The following is a 14,947-nucleotide window of genomic DNA, read 5'->3' as shown; positions in this document are numbered from 1 at the left end:
CGGGCTAGGCGAGGCCGCGGCGGGCGAGCGCCGGGGGACGGGTGCCCTGGATGGACGCCACCATGTCCAGCACCTGGTGCAGCGCGTCCGCCTGCGAATCGGGCACGCGGAAAACCGCCACGCCCAGCCACGCGTAGACGGACGCGGCGGCGAGCAGCCCGGGATCGGGCTCCCGCGCGTCCGTCTCCAGCGTGACGAGCACCACGGCGTCACCGGCCGTGAGCCGCTCGACACGGCTCACCGGCGGCGCCGTGCCCGCGTCCACGGCCCCGCGCGGAACCGGCGCGTCCGGTGAAAGGACCTTCCGCTCTTGCATACCCATGCCGCCAAGCGTGGCACGATCGTGGACTGGGGAACGTCTCTCCAGATGGGTGTGAGCAGAACGGAGCTTGATCGTGGTCGTGGTCTTCGTCCTGGCCGGCATGGCCGTGCTGGGCGCCGTCGTCGTCCTCGCCATGGGCAGGGGCGGCGAGCTGGCCGAGACCCATCCCGACTATCCGCCGCTCCCGTTCGGCGCCGGCGGCCGTCCCGTCACCGCACCGGACGTCGCCTACCTGCGGCTGCCCCGGACCTTCTGGGGCTACCAGCCGCACGTGACGGACGAGGCCCTGCACCGCCTCGCCGACGCGCTGGCCGAGCGAGACGCCCGCGTCGCGGCGCTCGAAGAGCAGCTTCACGGCCTCCACCGCCGCACGGACGACACCGCCGCGGGCCCGGTCGGCGCTCTGCACGGCCTGGAGGAGCCGCCCGTGAACGGCACGCCGCCGCTGCTGCGCAAGGACACCGCGGTCGATGAGCCGGTCGACGGCGGCTTCGCGAAGGAGGACCGTCCGTGAGCCGGGTCGCCGTCCACGCGGAGGCCGTCTCGGACGCCCCCGCCGAACGCGTCTTCGAGGTCCTGACCGACTGGCCGAGGCACGCCGAGTGGATGCCGTTCACCAGCGCGGAAGGCGGCGACAAGGCCGGCGACGAACTCCGGGCGCGGACGGGCATCGGGCCGGTCGGGTTCCTCGACACCATGGTCATCACCGAATGGCGGGACGGCCGCCGCGTCGCGGTCCGGCACACCGGGCGCGTGGTGCGCGGCGAAGCGTGGTTCGAGGTCGTCCCCGAGGGGCATGGCAGCCGCATCGTGTGGGCCGAGCGCGTCGACCTGCCGCTGGGCCCGCTCGGACGCGCCGGATGGCTCGTCGCGGGCCCGGTCGTGAAGGCGTTCATGGGCCTCGGGCTCCGGCGTCTCGCCGTTCTGTCGCAGGCGTGAGGTAGGACTGGGCGGGTGAGCACCGCGATTCGGGGCGAGGACGGGCTGGCCCGCTGCCCGTGGGGGCTGTCGGCGCCCGACTACGTCGCCTACCACGACGAGGAGTGGGGCCGTCCGGTCCGCGACGACCAGGGCCTTTACGAGCGGCTCTGCCTGGAGGCGTTCCAGTCCGGGCTGTCGTGGCTGACGATCCTGCGCAAACGCGAGGGCTTCCGCGCCGCGTTCTGCGGATTCGACCTGGAGAAGGTCGCCGCGTTCGGGCAGGGCGACGTCGAGCGGCTGATGGGCGACGCCTCGATCGTCCGCAACCGGGCGAAGATCGAGGCGGCCGTGGCGAACGCGCGCGCGGCCCTCGACCTGCCCGGCGGCCTCGCCGCGACCGCCTGGCGCCACGCCGACCCCGACGCCCCGGCGTACGCGGACACGGCGGACGTGCCCGCGTACACCGACGGCTCGAAGGCCCTGGCCAAGGAGCTGAAGAAGCACGGCTTCCGCTTCGTCGGCCCCACCACCGCCTACGCCCTCATGCAGGCCTGCGGCCTCGTCGACGACCACCTGACGGGGTGTCACCGCCGCGGCGCCTACCGCTGACGTCCCGGCTCACCCGGCCCTGGCGGCTTCGAGGACGGGAACGTCCGCGGCACGGCGGGCCGGGAGGGCGGACGTCGCCAGGGTGACGGCGGCGGCGCCGGCGATGACCGCGACGAACAGCCACCACGGCGGGTCCAGGCTGAGGAACGTGCTTCCCGTGGCCACGTGCATGAGGAACACGGTGCCGAGCGCGGTGCCGATGCCGAGGAGGCCGCCGAGCAGCACGACCGTGGCGGCCTCCCACCGGACGATCGACCGGATCTGCGCCGCCGTCGCGCCGACCGCGCCGAGCAGCCCGAACTCGCGGGTCCGCTCGCCGACGCTCATCGACACGGTCGTCGCCATCCCGAACAGCGCGAGGACGAGCGACATCCCGATGAACCCGTAGATGACGGTCATCCCCTTGGTCATCGCGCTCGACGCCGTGTCGATGTACCCGGACCTGTCGAGCACCTCGACGCCCGGGACGCCCGCGACCGCGCGGGTGAGGCCGTCCTCGGTGCCGCCGCGGACGAGGATCGCCTGCGTCGCCGCGTCCGGGTCGAGCCGGTCCATGGTGGCGGACGACACGAGCGCCTGGTCGGCGAACAGGTGGGACGGGTCGTGGTACGCGCCCGCCACGGTCAGCGCGACCTTCCCCGCGCCGCCCCGGACGATGATCCGCTGCCCCTTCCGGAGCTTCTGCGCCTTCATGACCGTGGACGTGAGCCCGATCTCGCCGGTGCGGAGCGGCCGCAGACCGCCGCCGAGATCGAGGACGGACGGCAGCGCCTCCTGGTCGACGCCGGACACCATCAGGTACAGGGGCGCGGGGTCGTCGTCGCCGTAGGGACTTTTCGGGGCGGGGGAGACGAGCTTGGCGTCGGTGACCGTGAGCGCCACGGCGTGCGACACCCCGGGCGCGGCGGCGGCCGCGTCCGCGAGGTCGCGGGGCAGCGGCGCCGGACCGGCCGAGGTCATGCCCGTCGCGGCGATCGCGTGCTCGGCCCGCATCACCTCCTTGCCGGCCGCGTCGAACCGGGCCCCCACCGACAGGACCATCAGCGCGGTCGTGCTCACCAGCGCAACGCCGAGCATCAGGGACGACGCGGCCGACGACACCCGGCGGGGGCTGCGGGTGATCGTGGCGCGGGCCAGCCGGCCGGCCTCGCCGCTCACTGCCGTCCCGACGCGTCCGACCAGGCCGCCGAGCGGGCCGACGAAGAACGGGGCGAGGACGGCGAGCGCGGCGACGGTCGTCATGGAGCCCATCAGGATCAACATGGCGGTGCCGATGGTGCGCTCGGGGCCGGGCGGCTCCTCGTACCGGAGGGCGAAGACGCTGCCGAAGAAGATCCACGCGCAGGCGAAGACCGCCAGCGCCCCGAGCAGGCGCGGCCAGCGCCGTCCCGCCGTGTCCGAGCTCGCGGCCCGCAGCGCCTGCATCGGCGAGATCCGCGCGGCCTTGCGCGCCGCCCGCCACGCCGCGATCTGGGTGACGAGGATCCCGGCGCCGGCCGGCACGGCCAGCGCGATCCAGCCGAACTGCGCGTCGGCGGCGGTGATGTCGAAGCCGTCCCGCGCGAACAGCCGGGTCAGCAGCGCCGACACCGGGTAGCCGACCAGCACGCCGCCGATCGACGCGACGACCCCGAGCGCCAGCGCCTCGAACTTGATCAGCCGTTTGATCTGGCGGGGCGTCGCGCCGATCGCGCTGAGCAGCGCCAGCCGCCGGGTCCGCTGCCGGACGAGCGTGCCGAACGTGTTGGCCACGACGAACAGGCCGACGAACACCGACACCGACGCGAGCATGCCGATGGCGCCGCCGATCGAGACGCCCTCCGCCTGGAGCGTGGCCGACTGGGCGTCGCGGACGCCGTCCGCCGCCCGCACGGTGACGTCCTTGCCGCGCAGATCGCGGGCCAGGTCGTTGCTGAGCCGCGCCGCGTCCACACCGGGCGCCGCCTTCACCCAGACCCCCTGCCACGTCCCTTCGGGCAGGCCCGCGGCCTTGCGGACCGTCTCCGGCGGCGCCAGCACCAGGTCGCCGCGCGCCACGGCGCTGCGGCCCTCCACCGTGACGATCCCGACGATCTTCATTTCGCGGCTCTGCCTCGGCAGCATCACCCGCAGCGGGTCGCCGGTGCCCAGTTCCCCCGCCCGCGCCACGTGCCGGGTGACGGCGACCTCGCCGTCCGCGGCGGGCGCGCGTCCCGACTCCAGGTGGTACGGGTTGAGCCCGGGCTCCGGCGTCCACGGGCGCAGCGTCGTCCCGGCGCCGGCGGGCGGGACGATCGTCTCGCCGTCCCGTCCGCTCGCGGTCACCGGGACCAGCGCGTCCCCGGCCGCCGCCGCCACGCCCGGCCGCCCGGCGACGTCCTTCAGCGCCACATGCCCGTCCGGGGCGGCGTACACGTCGTCCGGGTCGGTCGTCCCGCCCGTGACGAGCACGTCGGTGCGGGCGTACTCGCTGGCGTCGCTGCCCGACACCGCTTCCTGCGCCCGCATCGTGAACTGCAGCGATCCCGCGATGAGCCCGATGGAGAACACCGCCGCCAGCAGCGTGGCGACCAGCCGTACCCAGCCTTCGGCGAACGAGCGCCGTGCGATGAGCCACATGCCGCTCAGCCCTCCATCCGGCGCATGGCGGCGTGCACGCCGTCGATCGTCGGCGACGCCAGCTCGTGGACGATCGCCCCGTCGGCCAGGAACAGCACCCGGTCGGCGTGCGCGGCGGCCACCGGATCGTGCGTCACCATGATCACCGTCTGCCGGTAGGCGTCCACCGCGCGGCGCAGGAACGCCAGCACCTCCGCGCCCGACGCCGAGTCGAGGTTGCCGGTCGGCTCGTCCGCGAACAGCACCTCGGGCCGCGTCAGCAGCGCCCGCGCCACCGCGACCCGCTGCTGCTGCCCGCCCGACAGCTCGCTCGGACGATGCGCCAGCCGTTCCCGCAGGCCCAGCGCGTCCACGATCGTGTCGAACCACCGCCGGTCGGCGCGCCGGTTCCCGAGCCGGCCGGTGAGCCTGATGTTCTCCTCCGCCGTCAGCATCGGCAGCAGGTTGAACGACTGGAACACGAAACCGAGCCGGTCGCGGCGCAGCTTCGTCAGCCGGGTCCGCGACAGCCTGGTGATCTCCACGTCGCCGATCAGCACCGAACCGGACGTCACCGTGTCGAGCCCGGCCATGCAGTGCAGGAACGTCGACTTCCCGGAGCCGGACGGCCCCATGATCGCGGTGAACTGGCCCCGGGCGAACGTCGCCGAGACGCCGCGCAGCGCGGTCACCGCGCCGTCGCCCCTCCCGTACGACTTGACCACGTCGCGGGCGACGGCGACTTGGTCGTGGAGCTGGAGGGTTGGGGGTTCGGCGGTCTTTTGCGTCATGCGTCAAGCAAACCGGCGCGGAACCCCCGGCCACACTGACGCACGCTCCCCAACGGCCGGTGGGGACAGCCCCACCGGCCGGGTGCGGGCTACCGGCCTTCGAACTCCGGCTGCTGCTTCTTCAGGAACGCATCGGTCGCGTTGTGGTGGTCGCTGGTCTTCTCGCACTCGTCCTGGAGCTCCGCCTCCCGCTCCAGCGCCGACGCCAGGTCGTGCGTCGCCGCGTGGTCGAGCGCCGCCTTGACGGCGCCGTAGGAGATCGTCGGGCCGGCGGCGAGGCGGCGGGCCAGCTCCACCGACGCCGGGGCCAGCTCGTCCGCCGGGACGACCCGGTTCACCAGCCCCAGCTCCAGCGCCTCCTGCGCCTTGACCGGCTCGCCCAGCAGCAGCAGCTCGGTGGCCTTGGCGCGGCCGACGAGACGTTGCAGCGTCCACGACATGCCGCTGTCCGGGGCGAGGCCGATCCCGGTGAACGCGGTCGCGAAACGGGCCTTGTCGGACGCGACGATCAGGTCGCACGCGAACGCCAGCGACGCGCCCGCGCCCGCGGCCACGCCGTTCACCGCCGCCACCACCGGTTTGCGCATCCCCGCGATCGCCAGCACGATCGGGTTGTAGTGCTTGCGGACGGTGTCGTCCAGCCCCTTGCCCGCGGCGAGGTTGTCGCCGTGTTCACGCAGGTCCTGGCCGGCGCAGAACGCCCGTCCCGCACCGGTGAGGATCACCGCGCGGGCGGCCGGGTCGGCGGCGGCGCGCACCACGGTCGCGCGCAGCAGCTCCTTCATCCCGGTGGTCAGGGAGTTCATCCCGTCCGGCCGGTTGAGTGTGATTGTTCCCACACCATCGGTCACGTCGTACAGCACGGTCTCAGACATCGTCGTCCTCCCGGGGTCCTCAGCAGATCTTCTCAGGCCACTTTCGACGAACCGGAAAGCGGGGGGCGGGAAGCGTCCCGCCCCGGCGCCGAAGGGCCCCGCGGCGCGGTCCCGTCGTTTCGGTCTTCCGATCTGGAGGCTGATCGTTACCACTTCGCGCCCGGAAGACGAGATAATGGACCACTACTGATGACGCGGATGCGACACGCGGCCACGCGGCCAAGGGTGTGCGAGGCCGCGGCCCTACGCAGGAAGGGGATTCACGCATGGCGGCGATGAAGCCGCGGACGGGAGACGGTCCGCTCGAAGTGACCAAGGAGGGGCGCGGAATCGTCATGCGGGTCCCTCTCGAAGGCGGCGGCCGTCTCGTGGTCGAGCTCTCCGCCGACGAAGCCAAGGAACTCGGCGAGGCCCTGAAGGAAGTCGTGGGCTGACGGCTCCACCGATCCCGGCTTGCTGGTGACGGTCCCGGCGGCATCGCCGGGGCCCTTGCCATTCCGTACAGCAGCACGACTCCCAGGGGGGAATCGCCACCATGCCCATCGAGACCCGCATTCACGGCGCCGGAGGCACCGTGTCGCAGACCGCGGTCGACCTCGGGGCCGAGGTGGTGGCGGTACCCGTCATGAGGGGGCCGGTCGTAGAGGCAGGTTCGGGCGGTGGAATGCGTACAGCCGAGGTGGCCGCGTCGCTGCCGTTCACGCTGGAGGAACTGCTGGACCTGCACAAGGCCAAGGGCGAGGCGGGTGAGATCACGTCCGCCCAGGTCCGCGTCGGCGACCGGGTGCGGGAACTGCTGCTGTACGGGGTGGGCGACGCGGCCCCGGCCGACCTGCGCAAGGCCGGCGCCGCACTGGCCCGCCGGGGCAAGGGCCGGACGGCGCTGGTCGCGGGCGTGCCCGCCGGCGACCTCGCCGCGTTCGCCGAGGGGGCGCTGCTCGCCTCCTACCAATTCAAGATCGGCGCGTCGCCGGCGAAGAAGGCGCTCGGCACGCTGGCCGTGCTGACCGAGGCCGGGCCCGAGGCGGACGCCCCCGCGATCGAGCTGGGCACCGCCCGCGCCCGGGCCACCGCGCTGGCCCGCGACCTCGCCAACACCCCGGCGAGCGAGAAGGACCCGTCGTGGCTCGCGGCGCAGGCCGGGCAGGTCGCCGCGGACGCCGGCCTCACCGTCCGCGTACGCGGTGAGAAGGAGCTGGTGGACGAGGGTTTCGGGGGCCTGCTCGCCGTCGGCGGCGGATCGTCGCGCCCGCCGCGGCTGATCGAACTCGAATACCTTCCGGAAGGCACTCCCGAGCGGCACGTCGTCCTCGTCGGCAAGGGCATCACGTTCGACAGCGGCGGCCTGTCGCTGAAGCCCAACGAGGGCATGAAGACGATGAAGACCGACATGGCCGGCGGCGCGACGGTCATCGCGGTGATGAGCGCGCTGCGCGGCCTCGGCGTCCGCGCCCGCGTCACGGGGCTGGTCGCCGCCGCGGAGAACATGCCGTCCGGGTCGTCCATGCGCCCCGGCGACGTGATCGCCCACTACGGCGGGAAGACGTCGGAGGTGCTGAACACCGACGCCGAGGGACGTCTCGTCCTGGCCGACGCCCTCGCCTACGCCGACGCCGAGCTCGACCCCGACGCGGTCGTGGACGTGGCGACGCTGACCGGCGCGGCCAAGGTCGCGCTGGGCCTGCGCTACGGCGCGCTGTTCTCCAACGACGACGACCTCGCCGCGGCCCTCACCAGCGCCGGGACGGCCGCGGGCGACCCGGTGTGGCGGCTGCCGCTGGTCGACGAATACCGCGCGGCGATCGACTCCGACGTCGCCGACATCAACAACATCGGCCGCGGCGGCTACGGCGGCGGCTCCATCACGGCCGCGCTGTTCCTGCGCGAGTTCGCCGGCGACCGCACCTGGGCGCACCTCGACATCGCCGGGCCGGGCAGGGCCACGTCCGACGACGCCGAGATCACCCGCGGCGCGACCGGCTTCGGTACCCGCCTGCTGCTCGGCTGGCTGGCCGCCTGACGCGGCCGGCCGGGGCGCCGGCCCGCGCGGTCATCTGGTCCGGCGGTCGATCACCGGGACGCGGCGGCGGCGCCTGGCCTCCTTGACGACCTGCGGGAGCGTCGCGTCCCAGCCCGGCTCCACCGCGAAGCACCACCGGACGGCCTCCGCCGTGGACGGCACGTCCCGCATCGTCAGCGTCACGAGCTTCGGCCGCTCCGACGTGCGGGCCAGTTCGGCCAGCTCCGCCGTCGGCAGGAAGACGACGTAGTCCTGCTCGCCCCTGCGGGTGCCGCCGACGCCGCGCCGCAGCGCCGTGATCGCCGCCACGTCCGCCCAGGGCAGCGTCCGGCCGGCCCGGCGCGGCAGCGGCCAGCGCGCCGGCCGCCGCACCCCGTCCCCGTCGAGTTCCAGGACGGGACGGCGTGCCAGCATCCCCCCGGCCGACATGAACAGGCCCGTCCCGAACAGCGCGAGCCCGGCGAAGCCGAGGACCGTGAACATGACGCCGCCCACGCTGGCGCCGCCCATCACGCCGCCCGCGACGAACCCCGCCGACGCCAGGAAGAGGATCAGGGTCGCGACCAACTGCCAGATCCCGCGCCGCGTCACCCGGACGCGCACCGCGAACACCTCACCCACCCCCGCAGCACCGGCTTCGCCGTCCGCAGCGGCGCCACTTTCATCGCCGACCTCGGCGCCGCCAGCATCGACGTCGGTGTCGCTCTTAGCGCCTACCTCGGTGTCGCTCTCAGGACCGACCTCGGTGTCGCCCTCAGCGCCTACCTTGCCGTCGCTCTCAGCGACGGCCCCGGCCCCGGGGCCGCTCTCGGTGTGTTCCGCTTCAGGCATCGGTCACTCGCACTTGACCGCGCACAGCAGGCCGTCGCCCACCGGGACCAGCAGCGGGACGAGCCGCTCGTCGTCGCGGACCATCCTGAGCACCTCGCGGATCGCCTCGGTGTCGGGGTCGCGGCGGTCGGGGTCGGCGACCCGGTCGTGCCACAGCGCGTTGTCGAACGCGACCACGCCGCCGGGCCGCAGCAGCCGCAGCGCGTCCGTCAGGTACTCGGGGTACTCGCGTTTCTGCGCGTCGCAGAACACCAGGTCGTAGGCGCCGTCGGTGAGCCGCGGCAGCACCTCCAGCGCCGGCCCGCTGATCATCCGGGTCCGGAAGGAGCCGAGGCCCGCCTCCACGTACGCCTGCTTCGCCATGCGCTGGTGCTCGGGGTCGATGTCCACGCTCGTCAGCACCGCGTCCTTGGGCATGCCGCGCATCAGCCAGATCCCGGACACGCCGCAGCCGGAGCCGACCTCCACGACGGTCCGCGCGCCGATCAGCGTCGCGAGGAAGCGCAGCGCCGCCCCGCCGGCGGCCCCGATCGGAGACGCGCCGATCTCCTCACCGCGGCGCCTGGCGTTCAGGAGCGGCTCGTCTTCGGGGAGGTAGTCCTCCACATAGGCCCGGGTGGCCTGAACGGCGTCGATGGCTGCCTCCTCGCGGGACCCCCGCCTGGCTCATGCTGGAAAGACCATATCGCTGACAGGGAACCAACTGGAGTTTCAGCGCGTTGTAACCACGGAAGGAATCCGCTCACGAGCGGGTGAATCCCACGAGAACCGAAGTCGGTCCAGAACCGCCCCAGCCCAGGCGAGACCGTGCCGTTCCAAGGCGAGACCTTGGCTCACGAGAGAGGAACAGCCCGGCACCATGGGAGTCGCAGCACTGAGTTTCAGAAGCGCTGTAGGGGTGGGCCCCAGGCAGGGAGTGGGCAGTGGCACGCGCACTCGCGAGAACGCCCCCGAGGCCGAATGGGCGCCGCCGTCCTGGGACGAGGTCGTCCGCGAGCATTCCGCCCGCGTCTACCGGCTCGCCTACAGGCTGACCGGCAACCAGCACGACGCGGAGGACCTCACGCAGGAGGTCTTCGTCCGCGTGTTCCGTTCACTGTCGAACTACACGCCGGGCACGTTCGAGGGCTGGCTTCACCGGATCACCACGAACCTGTTCCTCGACATGGCGCGGCGCCGTCAGCGCATCCGCTTCGAGGGGCTCGCCGACGACGCCGCCGAACGCCTCCAGGGCCGCGAGCCGACCCCGGCGCAGGCGTTCGACGACAGCAACTTCGACGCCGACGTGCAGGACGCGCTCGACGCGCTCGCGCCCGAGTACCGCGCGGCCGTGGTCCTGTGCGACATCGAGGGACTGTCCTACGAGGAGATCTCCGCGACGCTCGGCGTCAAGCTGGGGACCGTGCGCAGCCGCATCCACCGGGGGCGGGCGCAGTTGCGCTCCGCGCTGGAGCACCGCGCGCCCACCCGCCGCCGGCCGGGGACCAGGAACGAGTACCAGGCCCTCCACGCCATGGACGCCGTGGAGGACGAGGCCAGGGGACTGCACGCGGCGGGCGGTGTCCAACCGCAGCCGGAGGGCGTGTGATCAACCTGGTCCACGTGCAAATGTAATGATGTGCTTACCGCGCGCGGGACGGGACCGCGCGCCGGATCGAACGGAACGACGGAGGCGGCGTGAGTTGTCTGGGGGAGCGTCTGACCGCTCTGGTCGACGGTGAGCTGGGGCATGAGGAGCGCGACCGCGCTCTCGCCCATCTCGCGGGCTGCGCCCAGTGCAGGAACGAGGTCGCCTCGCTGCGCCTGATCAAGGGCCGGCTTCGCGGCCTGTCGGACACCCCGGCCGTGGACGCCGCGGACGACCTCCCGTCCGACGACTTCCTGACCCGGCTGCGCTCCCTGCCCGCATCCGCCGGTCCTCCGCCCGGCGGCGTCCCGCCGGGGCCCCCGCCCGGCCCGCCCGCCGGAACCCCGGGACGGCACCCCCGCCGGCCCCTGCGATCATCGACCCGCGCCGCCAGGACGCCCTCGGCCGTGCGCCCGCGCGACAACCGTCCCGCCGGGCACGCCGGCGCCCTGCAGATCCAGCCGCGGCGCCGCTACCTGGTCGTGGGCGCCGCAACCCTGTTCATCGGCCTTGGCACCGCGTCCTACGCCGCGGGCGGGCGCCAGGAGGCGCCGGACGTCACGCCCGCCTTCGACCGCTTCGCCGTCGAGCACGCGCTGACCGCCGGCGACGCGCCGATGACCGACCCGCTCACCGACCCGCTCAACCGGGTCACGGTCTCCCCGGGGCCGTGACCGCGCGGACCTTGATCGGCCGGGGACGGCGCCGCTCCGTCCTCGCCTGCGGGCTCGCGGGCGCCCTCGCCCTGGCCGCCGCGCTCGCCGGCGACCCCGCGCAGGTCCGGCGCGTCCGCAGCGACCCGGGCGCGGTGGCCCTGCTGCGCGCCGCCGCCTACGCCGCCGGCCGCGTCCCGTACCAGGGCCGGCGGTTCCTCACGACGGCGAGTCGCAACCGCTCCACCACGTCCCGCGTGACGGTCGTCCACATTCCCGGCGACGGCATCCGCTACCGGTCGGGGACGGCCGGGAAGGGCTACCGGCCCGAGTCCGCCGCCGGGGACACCACCGGCTTCACCTCCGCGACGCTGTCCCTGCTGACCAGCAACTATTCGGTGGTCCGCGCCGCGGACTCGTCGGTGTGCGGCAGGCACGCCCGCGTCGTGGAGGCCCGCCGGGCCGACGGGAGCGCCGCCGGACGCTTCTGGATCGACTCCGAGACCGGCCTGATGCTGCACCGCGAGCTGATCGACGCCACCGGCCACCGGGTGGTCGTCACCGGCTTCAGCGAGATCAGCTTCACCGCGCCGCCCGCGGAGCCGGTGACGCTCGGCGGCGCCCGCGGCGGGCTCGCCCGCTTCCCCGGCACCGCCTCCGGCGAGCCCGTCGACGGCGCCGGCGGCAGCGGCGGCACCGCCCGCTGGGGCGACGAACTGGACCGTGCCGACCTCGAAGGGCTGCGCGACCGCGGCTGGCCCGTCCCGCGGGACCTGCCGGGGCGGCTCACCCTCCACGACGCCCGCCGTGAGCCGGGCGGCGGCGCCGTCCACCTCAGCTACTCCGACGGCCTCGCCGCCGTCTCGGTGTTCGTGCAGCGCGGCACGCTGGACGAACACGCCCTGGACGGCTGGCAGAAGACCGTCAAGCACGGCCGGACGGTGTTCCGCCGCGAGTCCCTGCGGCGCTGGGCCGTGTCCGAAGGGGAGGGCTACGTCTTCACGGTGCTGACCGACGCCCCGCAGAGCACGGCCGTGTCGGTGGCGGCGCACCTGCCGAGGGACGCCGACCCCTTCTGGTCGCGCGTGGCGCGCGGCGCGCGGCGCCTGGCCTCGACCGCGAACCCGTTCGATTGATCGCTTTTCTCCGGTCCTATCGCCGGAGCCGCCACCGAATGCGAGCACTGAGAATGGAGAATGTTCGGCATCGATGATGATCGTCCGGGATGAGCGTGTCGACGGAAGGTCTTATGCTCGCCACATGCCTTTCGGGGCACGATGAGCACGGATGACGAGAACCATGCTCGGCAGGAGAGATGGGGATGACGGAAGACAACCGCGGGCCGGTCAGGGCACCGTCGGAGGACGACGACGTCGTCTCCGGCCGGGAGCCCGGACGGCAGGAGGCGGCGGCTCCTCCCGAGACGGTGACCGATCAGGAGATTCCGCTGGAGCAGCCGGTGGACGACCCCGAGCCCGGCTCACGGTCCGAAGGGGAGGCCCCGTCCGAGGCCGACGACCCCGAGCCCGAGCCGGATTCGGCGGGCGGCGACAGGCTCGTGGCGGGGGGATTCGCGCCGCCGGACTCATCGTTCGCGGGGCCGCCGGACACCAGCGAGGACGTGCTGTCCCGGTCCCCGCAGGCCGACATGGGGCCGCAGGAGGTGCCGCTGCAGGACGCGTCCCCGAACGACATGCCGCAGCCCCCGCCGCCGGTGCCGCTCGACAAGCCCCTCGCGGAGGTCCCCGAGGACCGTCATCGTCCCGGGTTCGTCCCGCACAACCATGACCCGCGTGCCGCGCACGGCCGGCCTTACGGCGGCTGGGCTCAGCACCCCAACCAGGGCCCGCCGCCCGTTGGCGGTCCGCCGCCGATGGGTCCGCCGCCCGCCCCGATGGGCCCGCCGCCCGGTGGGCCCCGGCCGATGGCCGGGTTCGGCATGCCGCCCGGGGGCGGCCCCAACTGGGCGCCGGTTCCAGCGCCGCCGTCGTCCGGACGCGGCGGCCCGGGGCTCGGGCTCCTCGCCGTCATCACGGTGATCGTCGCGCTGGTCGCCGGCGCGGTCGGCGCCGGGGTCGGCGTCGTCGCGACCGACGGCGGCGACAACGGCTCGGTCAGCCTCGGCGGCAGCGACAGCAGCGGCACCGAGGTGCAGGCCCGCCCGCCGGACTCGGTCGCGGGCGTGGCGCAGCGCGTCCTGCCGAGCGTCGTGATGATCCGCGTGCAGTCCGCGCAGGGCGAGGTCGGCGGCACCGGCTTCATCGTCAACGGCGGCTACGTCATCACCAACAACCACGTCGTCGCCGGCGGCGACGGCGGCGCCATCCAGATCGTCTTCAACGACAAGAAGACGCTGCCCGCCACCGTCAAGGGCTCCGACCCGAGCTCGGACGTCGCCGTCCTGAAGCCCGAAGGCCAGCACTCGCTGCCCGCCCTCACCCTCGGCGACTCCAGCAAGATCGCCGTCGGCGACCCGGTGATCGCGATCGGCTCGCCGCTCGGCCTGCAGGGCTCGGTCACCACCGGCATCGTCAGCTCGATGAACCGCGCGGTGCCCACACGGGGCGAAGGCGGCGACGCGTCCTACCTCAACGCGATCCAGACCGACGCGGCGATCAACCCGGGCAACTCGGGCGGTCCGCTGGTGGACGCCAAGGGCCGCGTCATCGGCATCAACACCGCGATCGCGACGCTCGGCGGCCAGGGCCTCGGCAGCGAGCCCGGCGGCAGCATCGGCCTCGGCTTCGCGATCCCGATCAACCAGGCCAACCGGGTCGCCGAGGAGATCATCCGGACCGGCAGCGTCCGGCAGGCCAAGCTGGGCGTGCTGCCCGACCCCCGCTACCAGGAGGGCGGCGCGCGGATCATGCCGCAGCCGGTCAACGGGCAGGACCCGGTGACCAAGGGCGGCCCGGCGGACAAGGCCGGCCTGAAGCCCGGCGACGTGATCACCCGCGTCGACGACAAGCCGATCGAGGACGCGACCGACCTGATCGCGCAGATCCGCAGCCGCGCCCCCGGCGACCGGATCACGATCACCTACCAGCGCGACGGCCGCGAGAGCACCGTCGAGGTGACGCTCGGCTCAGACTGACGTCCCCCTTGGAGGGACGGCGCAGAATGCTCTGGTCCGGTTCATCCGGGCTCGGGATACGCTGGGGGGACCGGTCCGCCGCAGGACCGGTCCCTGCCGCATGTGGAGGACAGGTTGTTCGACGTCGGACTCGGTGAGATGGCGGTGCTCGTCGTCCTCGCCCTGGTCATTTTCGGAGACAAGCTGCCCCAGGTCGCCGGGCAGGCGGGCCGGATGCTGCGGCAGTTCCGCCAGATGGCCAACTCCGCCCGGGCGGACCTGCAAGAGGGCCTCGGCCCCGAGTTCAAAGACTTCGACATCAACGACCTCAACCCGAAGACGTTCGTCCGCAAGCACCTCTTCGAGGACGACGACACCCCCCTGAACAAGGGCGGCGTCTTCGACGACGAGCCGTCATACGCGACGGCGTCCGGGAACGGCCAACTCGGCTACGACGAGCGCCCCCCCTTCGACAACGAGGCGACATAGTCCAGGGGGGCGACCCCCTGGAACCCCCGTTGCGAGCCGGTCGATCCTCACGCCACGGTTCCGGTCGGTTGTGACCGTCTCGGTCTGCTTCGTGTCGCTGCGGTCGCCCGGCTCGGCGGGTCGTGCGGCCTCCGGCGCCTGGGGCGCCTCCGGCCGCAC

General features: G+C 73.6%; 16 protein-coding genes. 10 read left to right on the top strand and 6 right to left on the bottom strand.

Going from position 1 to position 14,947, the window contains the following annotated elements; all coding sequences use genetic code 11:
* Positions 1 to 4: 4 nt before the first annotated feature.
* A complete protein-coding gene (locus AB0C35_RS21675; protein WP_358458497.1) occupies positions 5 to 322 on the bottom strand; it encodes a hypothetical protein in 318 nt (105 codons plus the stop codon).
* Positions 323 to 389: 67 nt separating this feature from the next.
* Here AB0C35_RS21675 and AB0C35_RS21670 point away from each other — a divergent pair, with 67 nt between their 5' ends.
* From AB0C35_RS21670 to AB0C35_RS21660, 3 genes are read left to right on the top strand one after another with little or no spacing between them, the layout of a single operon-like run.
* Positions 390 to 836, top strand: a complete 447-nt coding sequence (locus tag AB0C35_RS21670; RefSeq protein WP_358458495.1) for a hypothetical protein — start codon at positions 390 to 392, stop codon at positions 834 to 836.
* Positions 833 to 1,261 carry an SRPBCC family protein gene (locus tag AB0C35_RS21665; protein ID WP_358458493.1) on the top strand — a complete coding sequence of 143 codons (429 nt, stop codon included), beginning with the start codon at positions 833 to 835 and terminating at the stop codon, positions 1,259 to 1,261. Before AB0C35_RS21670 ends, AB0C35_RS21665 begins: the two co-directional genes overlap by 4 nt.
* Before the next feature lie 15 nt (positions 1,262 to 1,276).
* Positions 1,277 to 1,852 (top strand): DNA-3-methyladenine glycosylase I, encoded by a 576-nt coding sequence (locus AB0C35_RS21660; RefSeq protein ID WP_358458491.1) that lies wholly within the window; start codon positions 1,277 to 1,279, stop codon positions 1,850 to 1,852.
* 9 nt (positions 1,853 to 1,861) lie between these two features.
* On the opposite strand, the gene AB0C35_RS21655 is transcribed toward AB0C35_RS21660, so the two are convergent.
* From AB0C35_RS21655 to AB0C35_RS21645, 3 genes are all read right to left on the bottom strand, one after another.
* Positions 1,862 to 4,450: an ABC transporter permease gene (locus AB0C35_RS21655; protein ID WP_358458489.1), complete on the bottom strand. Its 2,589-nt coding sequence runs from the start codon at positions 4,448 to 4,450 to the stop codon at positions 1,862 to 1,864.
* Between the two features lie 5 nt (positions 4,451 to 4,455).
* Complete coding sequence (locus AB0C35_RS21650) at positions 4,456 to 5,220, bottom strand: ABC transporter ATP-binding protein (protein ID WP_358458487.1); 765 nt, start codon at positions 5,218 to 5,220, stop codon at positions 4,456 to 4,458.
* Between the two features lie 89 nt (positions 5,221 to 5,309).
* Positions 5,310 to 6,095 (bottom strand): enoyl-CoA hydratase-related protein, encoded by a 786-nt coding sequence (locus AB0C35_RS21645; protein WP_358458485.1) that lies wholly within the window; start codon positions 6,093 to 6,095, stop codon positions 5,310 to 5,312.
* A gap of 266 nt (positions 6,096 to 6,361) precedes the next feature.
* Between AB0C35_RS21645 and AB0C35_RS21640 the strand changes: the two genes are divergently transcribed.
* On the top strand, positions 6,362 to 6,529 hold the full coding sequence (locus tag AB0C35_RS21640; RefSeq protein ID WP_075022250.1) for a DUF3117 domain-containing protein: 168 nt from the start codon (positions 6,362 to 6,364) through the stop codon (positions 6,527 to 6,529).
* Between the two features lie 101 nt (positions 6,530 to 6,630).
* Positions 6,631 to 8,115, top strand: coding sequence for a leucyl aminopeptidase (locus AB0C35_RS21635; protein WP_358458482.1), 1,485 nt, complete (start codon positions 6,631 to 6,633; stop codon positions 8,113 to 8,115).
* A gap of 30 nt (positions 8,116 to 8,145) precedes the next feature.
* On the opposite strand, the gene AB0C35_RS21630 is transcribed toward AB0C35_RS21635, so the two are convergent.
* Both AB0C35_RS21630 and AB0C35_RS21625 read right to left on the bottom strand, forming a co-directional pair.
* Positions 8,146 to 8,946 carry a hypothetical protein gene (locus tag AB0C35_RS21630; protein ID WP_358458481.1) on the bottom strand — a complete coding sequence of 267 codons (801 nt, stop codon included), beginning with the start codon at positions 8,944 to 8,946 and terminating at the stop codon, positions 8,146 to 8,148.
* 3 nt (positions 8,947 to 8,949) lie between these two features.
* Positions 8,950 to 9,552 carry an O-methyltransferase gene (locus tag AB0C35_RS21625; protein WP_358458479.1) on the bottom strand — a complete coding sequence of 201 codons (603 nt, stop codon included), beginning with the start codon at positions 9,550 to 9,552 and terminating at the stop codon, positions 8,950 to 8,952.
* A 253-nt stretch (positions 9,553 to 9,805) separates the two neighbouring features.
* Between AB0C35_RS21625 and sigE the strand changes: the two genes are divergently transcribed.
* The 5 genes from sigE (at position 9,806) to AB0C35_RS21600 (ending at position 14,788) form a co-directional block, all read left to right on the top strand.
* Entirely contained in the window at positions 9,806 to 10,534 is a 729-nt protein-coding gene (gene sigE, locus AB0C35_RS21620) for an RNA polymerase sigma factor SigE (protein WP_358458477.1), read from the top strand.
* Positions 10,535 to 10,623: 89 nt separating this feature from the next.
* Positions 10,624 to 11,247: a zf-HC2 domain-containing protein gene (locus tag AB0C35_RS21615; protein ID WP_358458475.1), complete on the top strand. Its 624-nt coding sequence runs from the start codon at positions 10,624 to 10,626 to the stop codon at positions 11,245 to 11,247.
* Positions 11,244 to 12,362, top strand: coding sequence for a sigma-E factor regulatory protein RseB domain-containing protein (locus AB0C35_RS21610; protein ID WP_358458473.1), 1,119 nt, complete (start codon positions 11,244 to 11,246; stop codon positions 12,360 to 12,362). Before AB0C35_RS21615 ends, AB0C35_RS21610 begins: the two co-directional genes overlap by 4 nt.
* A 185-nt stretch (positions 12,363 to 12,547) precedes the next feature.
* Positions 12,548 to 14,320, top strand: coding sequence for a trypsin-like peptidase domain-containing protein (locus tag AB0C35_RS21605; RefSeq protein WP_358458471.1), 1,773 nt, complete (start codon positions 12,548 to 12,550; stop codon positions 14,318 to 14,320).
* A gap of 114 nt (positions 14,321 to 14,434) precedes the next feature.
* A complete protein-coding gene (locus AB0C35_RS21600) occupies positions 14,435 to 14,788 on the top strand; it encodes a sec-independent translocase (RefSeq protein WP_358458469.1) in 354 nt (117 codons plus the stop codon).
* The last annotated feature ends 159 nt before the right edge of the window (positions 14,789 to 14,947 follow it).

Source organism: Spirillospora sp. NPDC048819, from assembly GCF_040650055.1.
Taxonomy (GTDB): Bacteria; Actinomycetota; Actinomycetes; order Streptosporangiales; family Streptosporangiaceae; genus Spirillospora.
The sequence above is the reverse complement of the archived record's forward strand: the minus strand, read 5'-3'. Positions and strand labels throughout refer to the sequence as shown.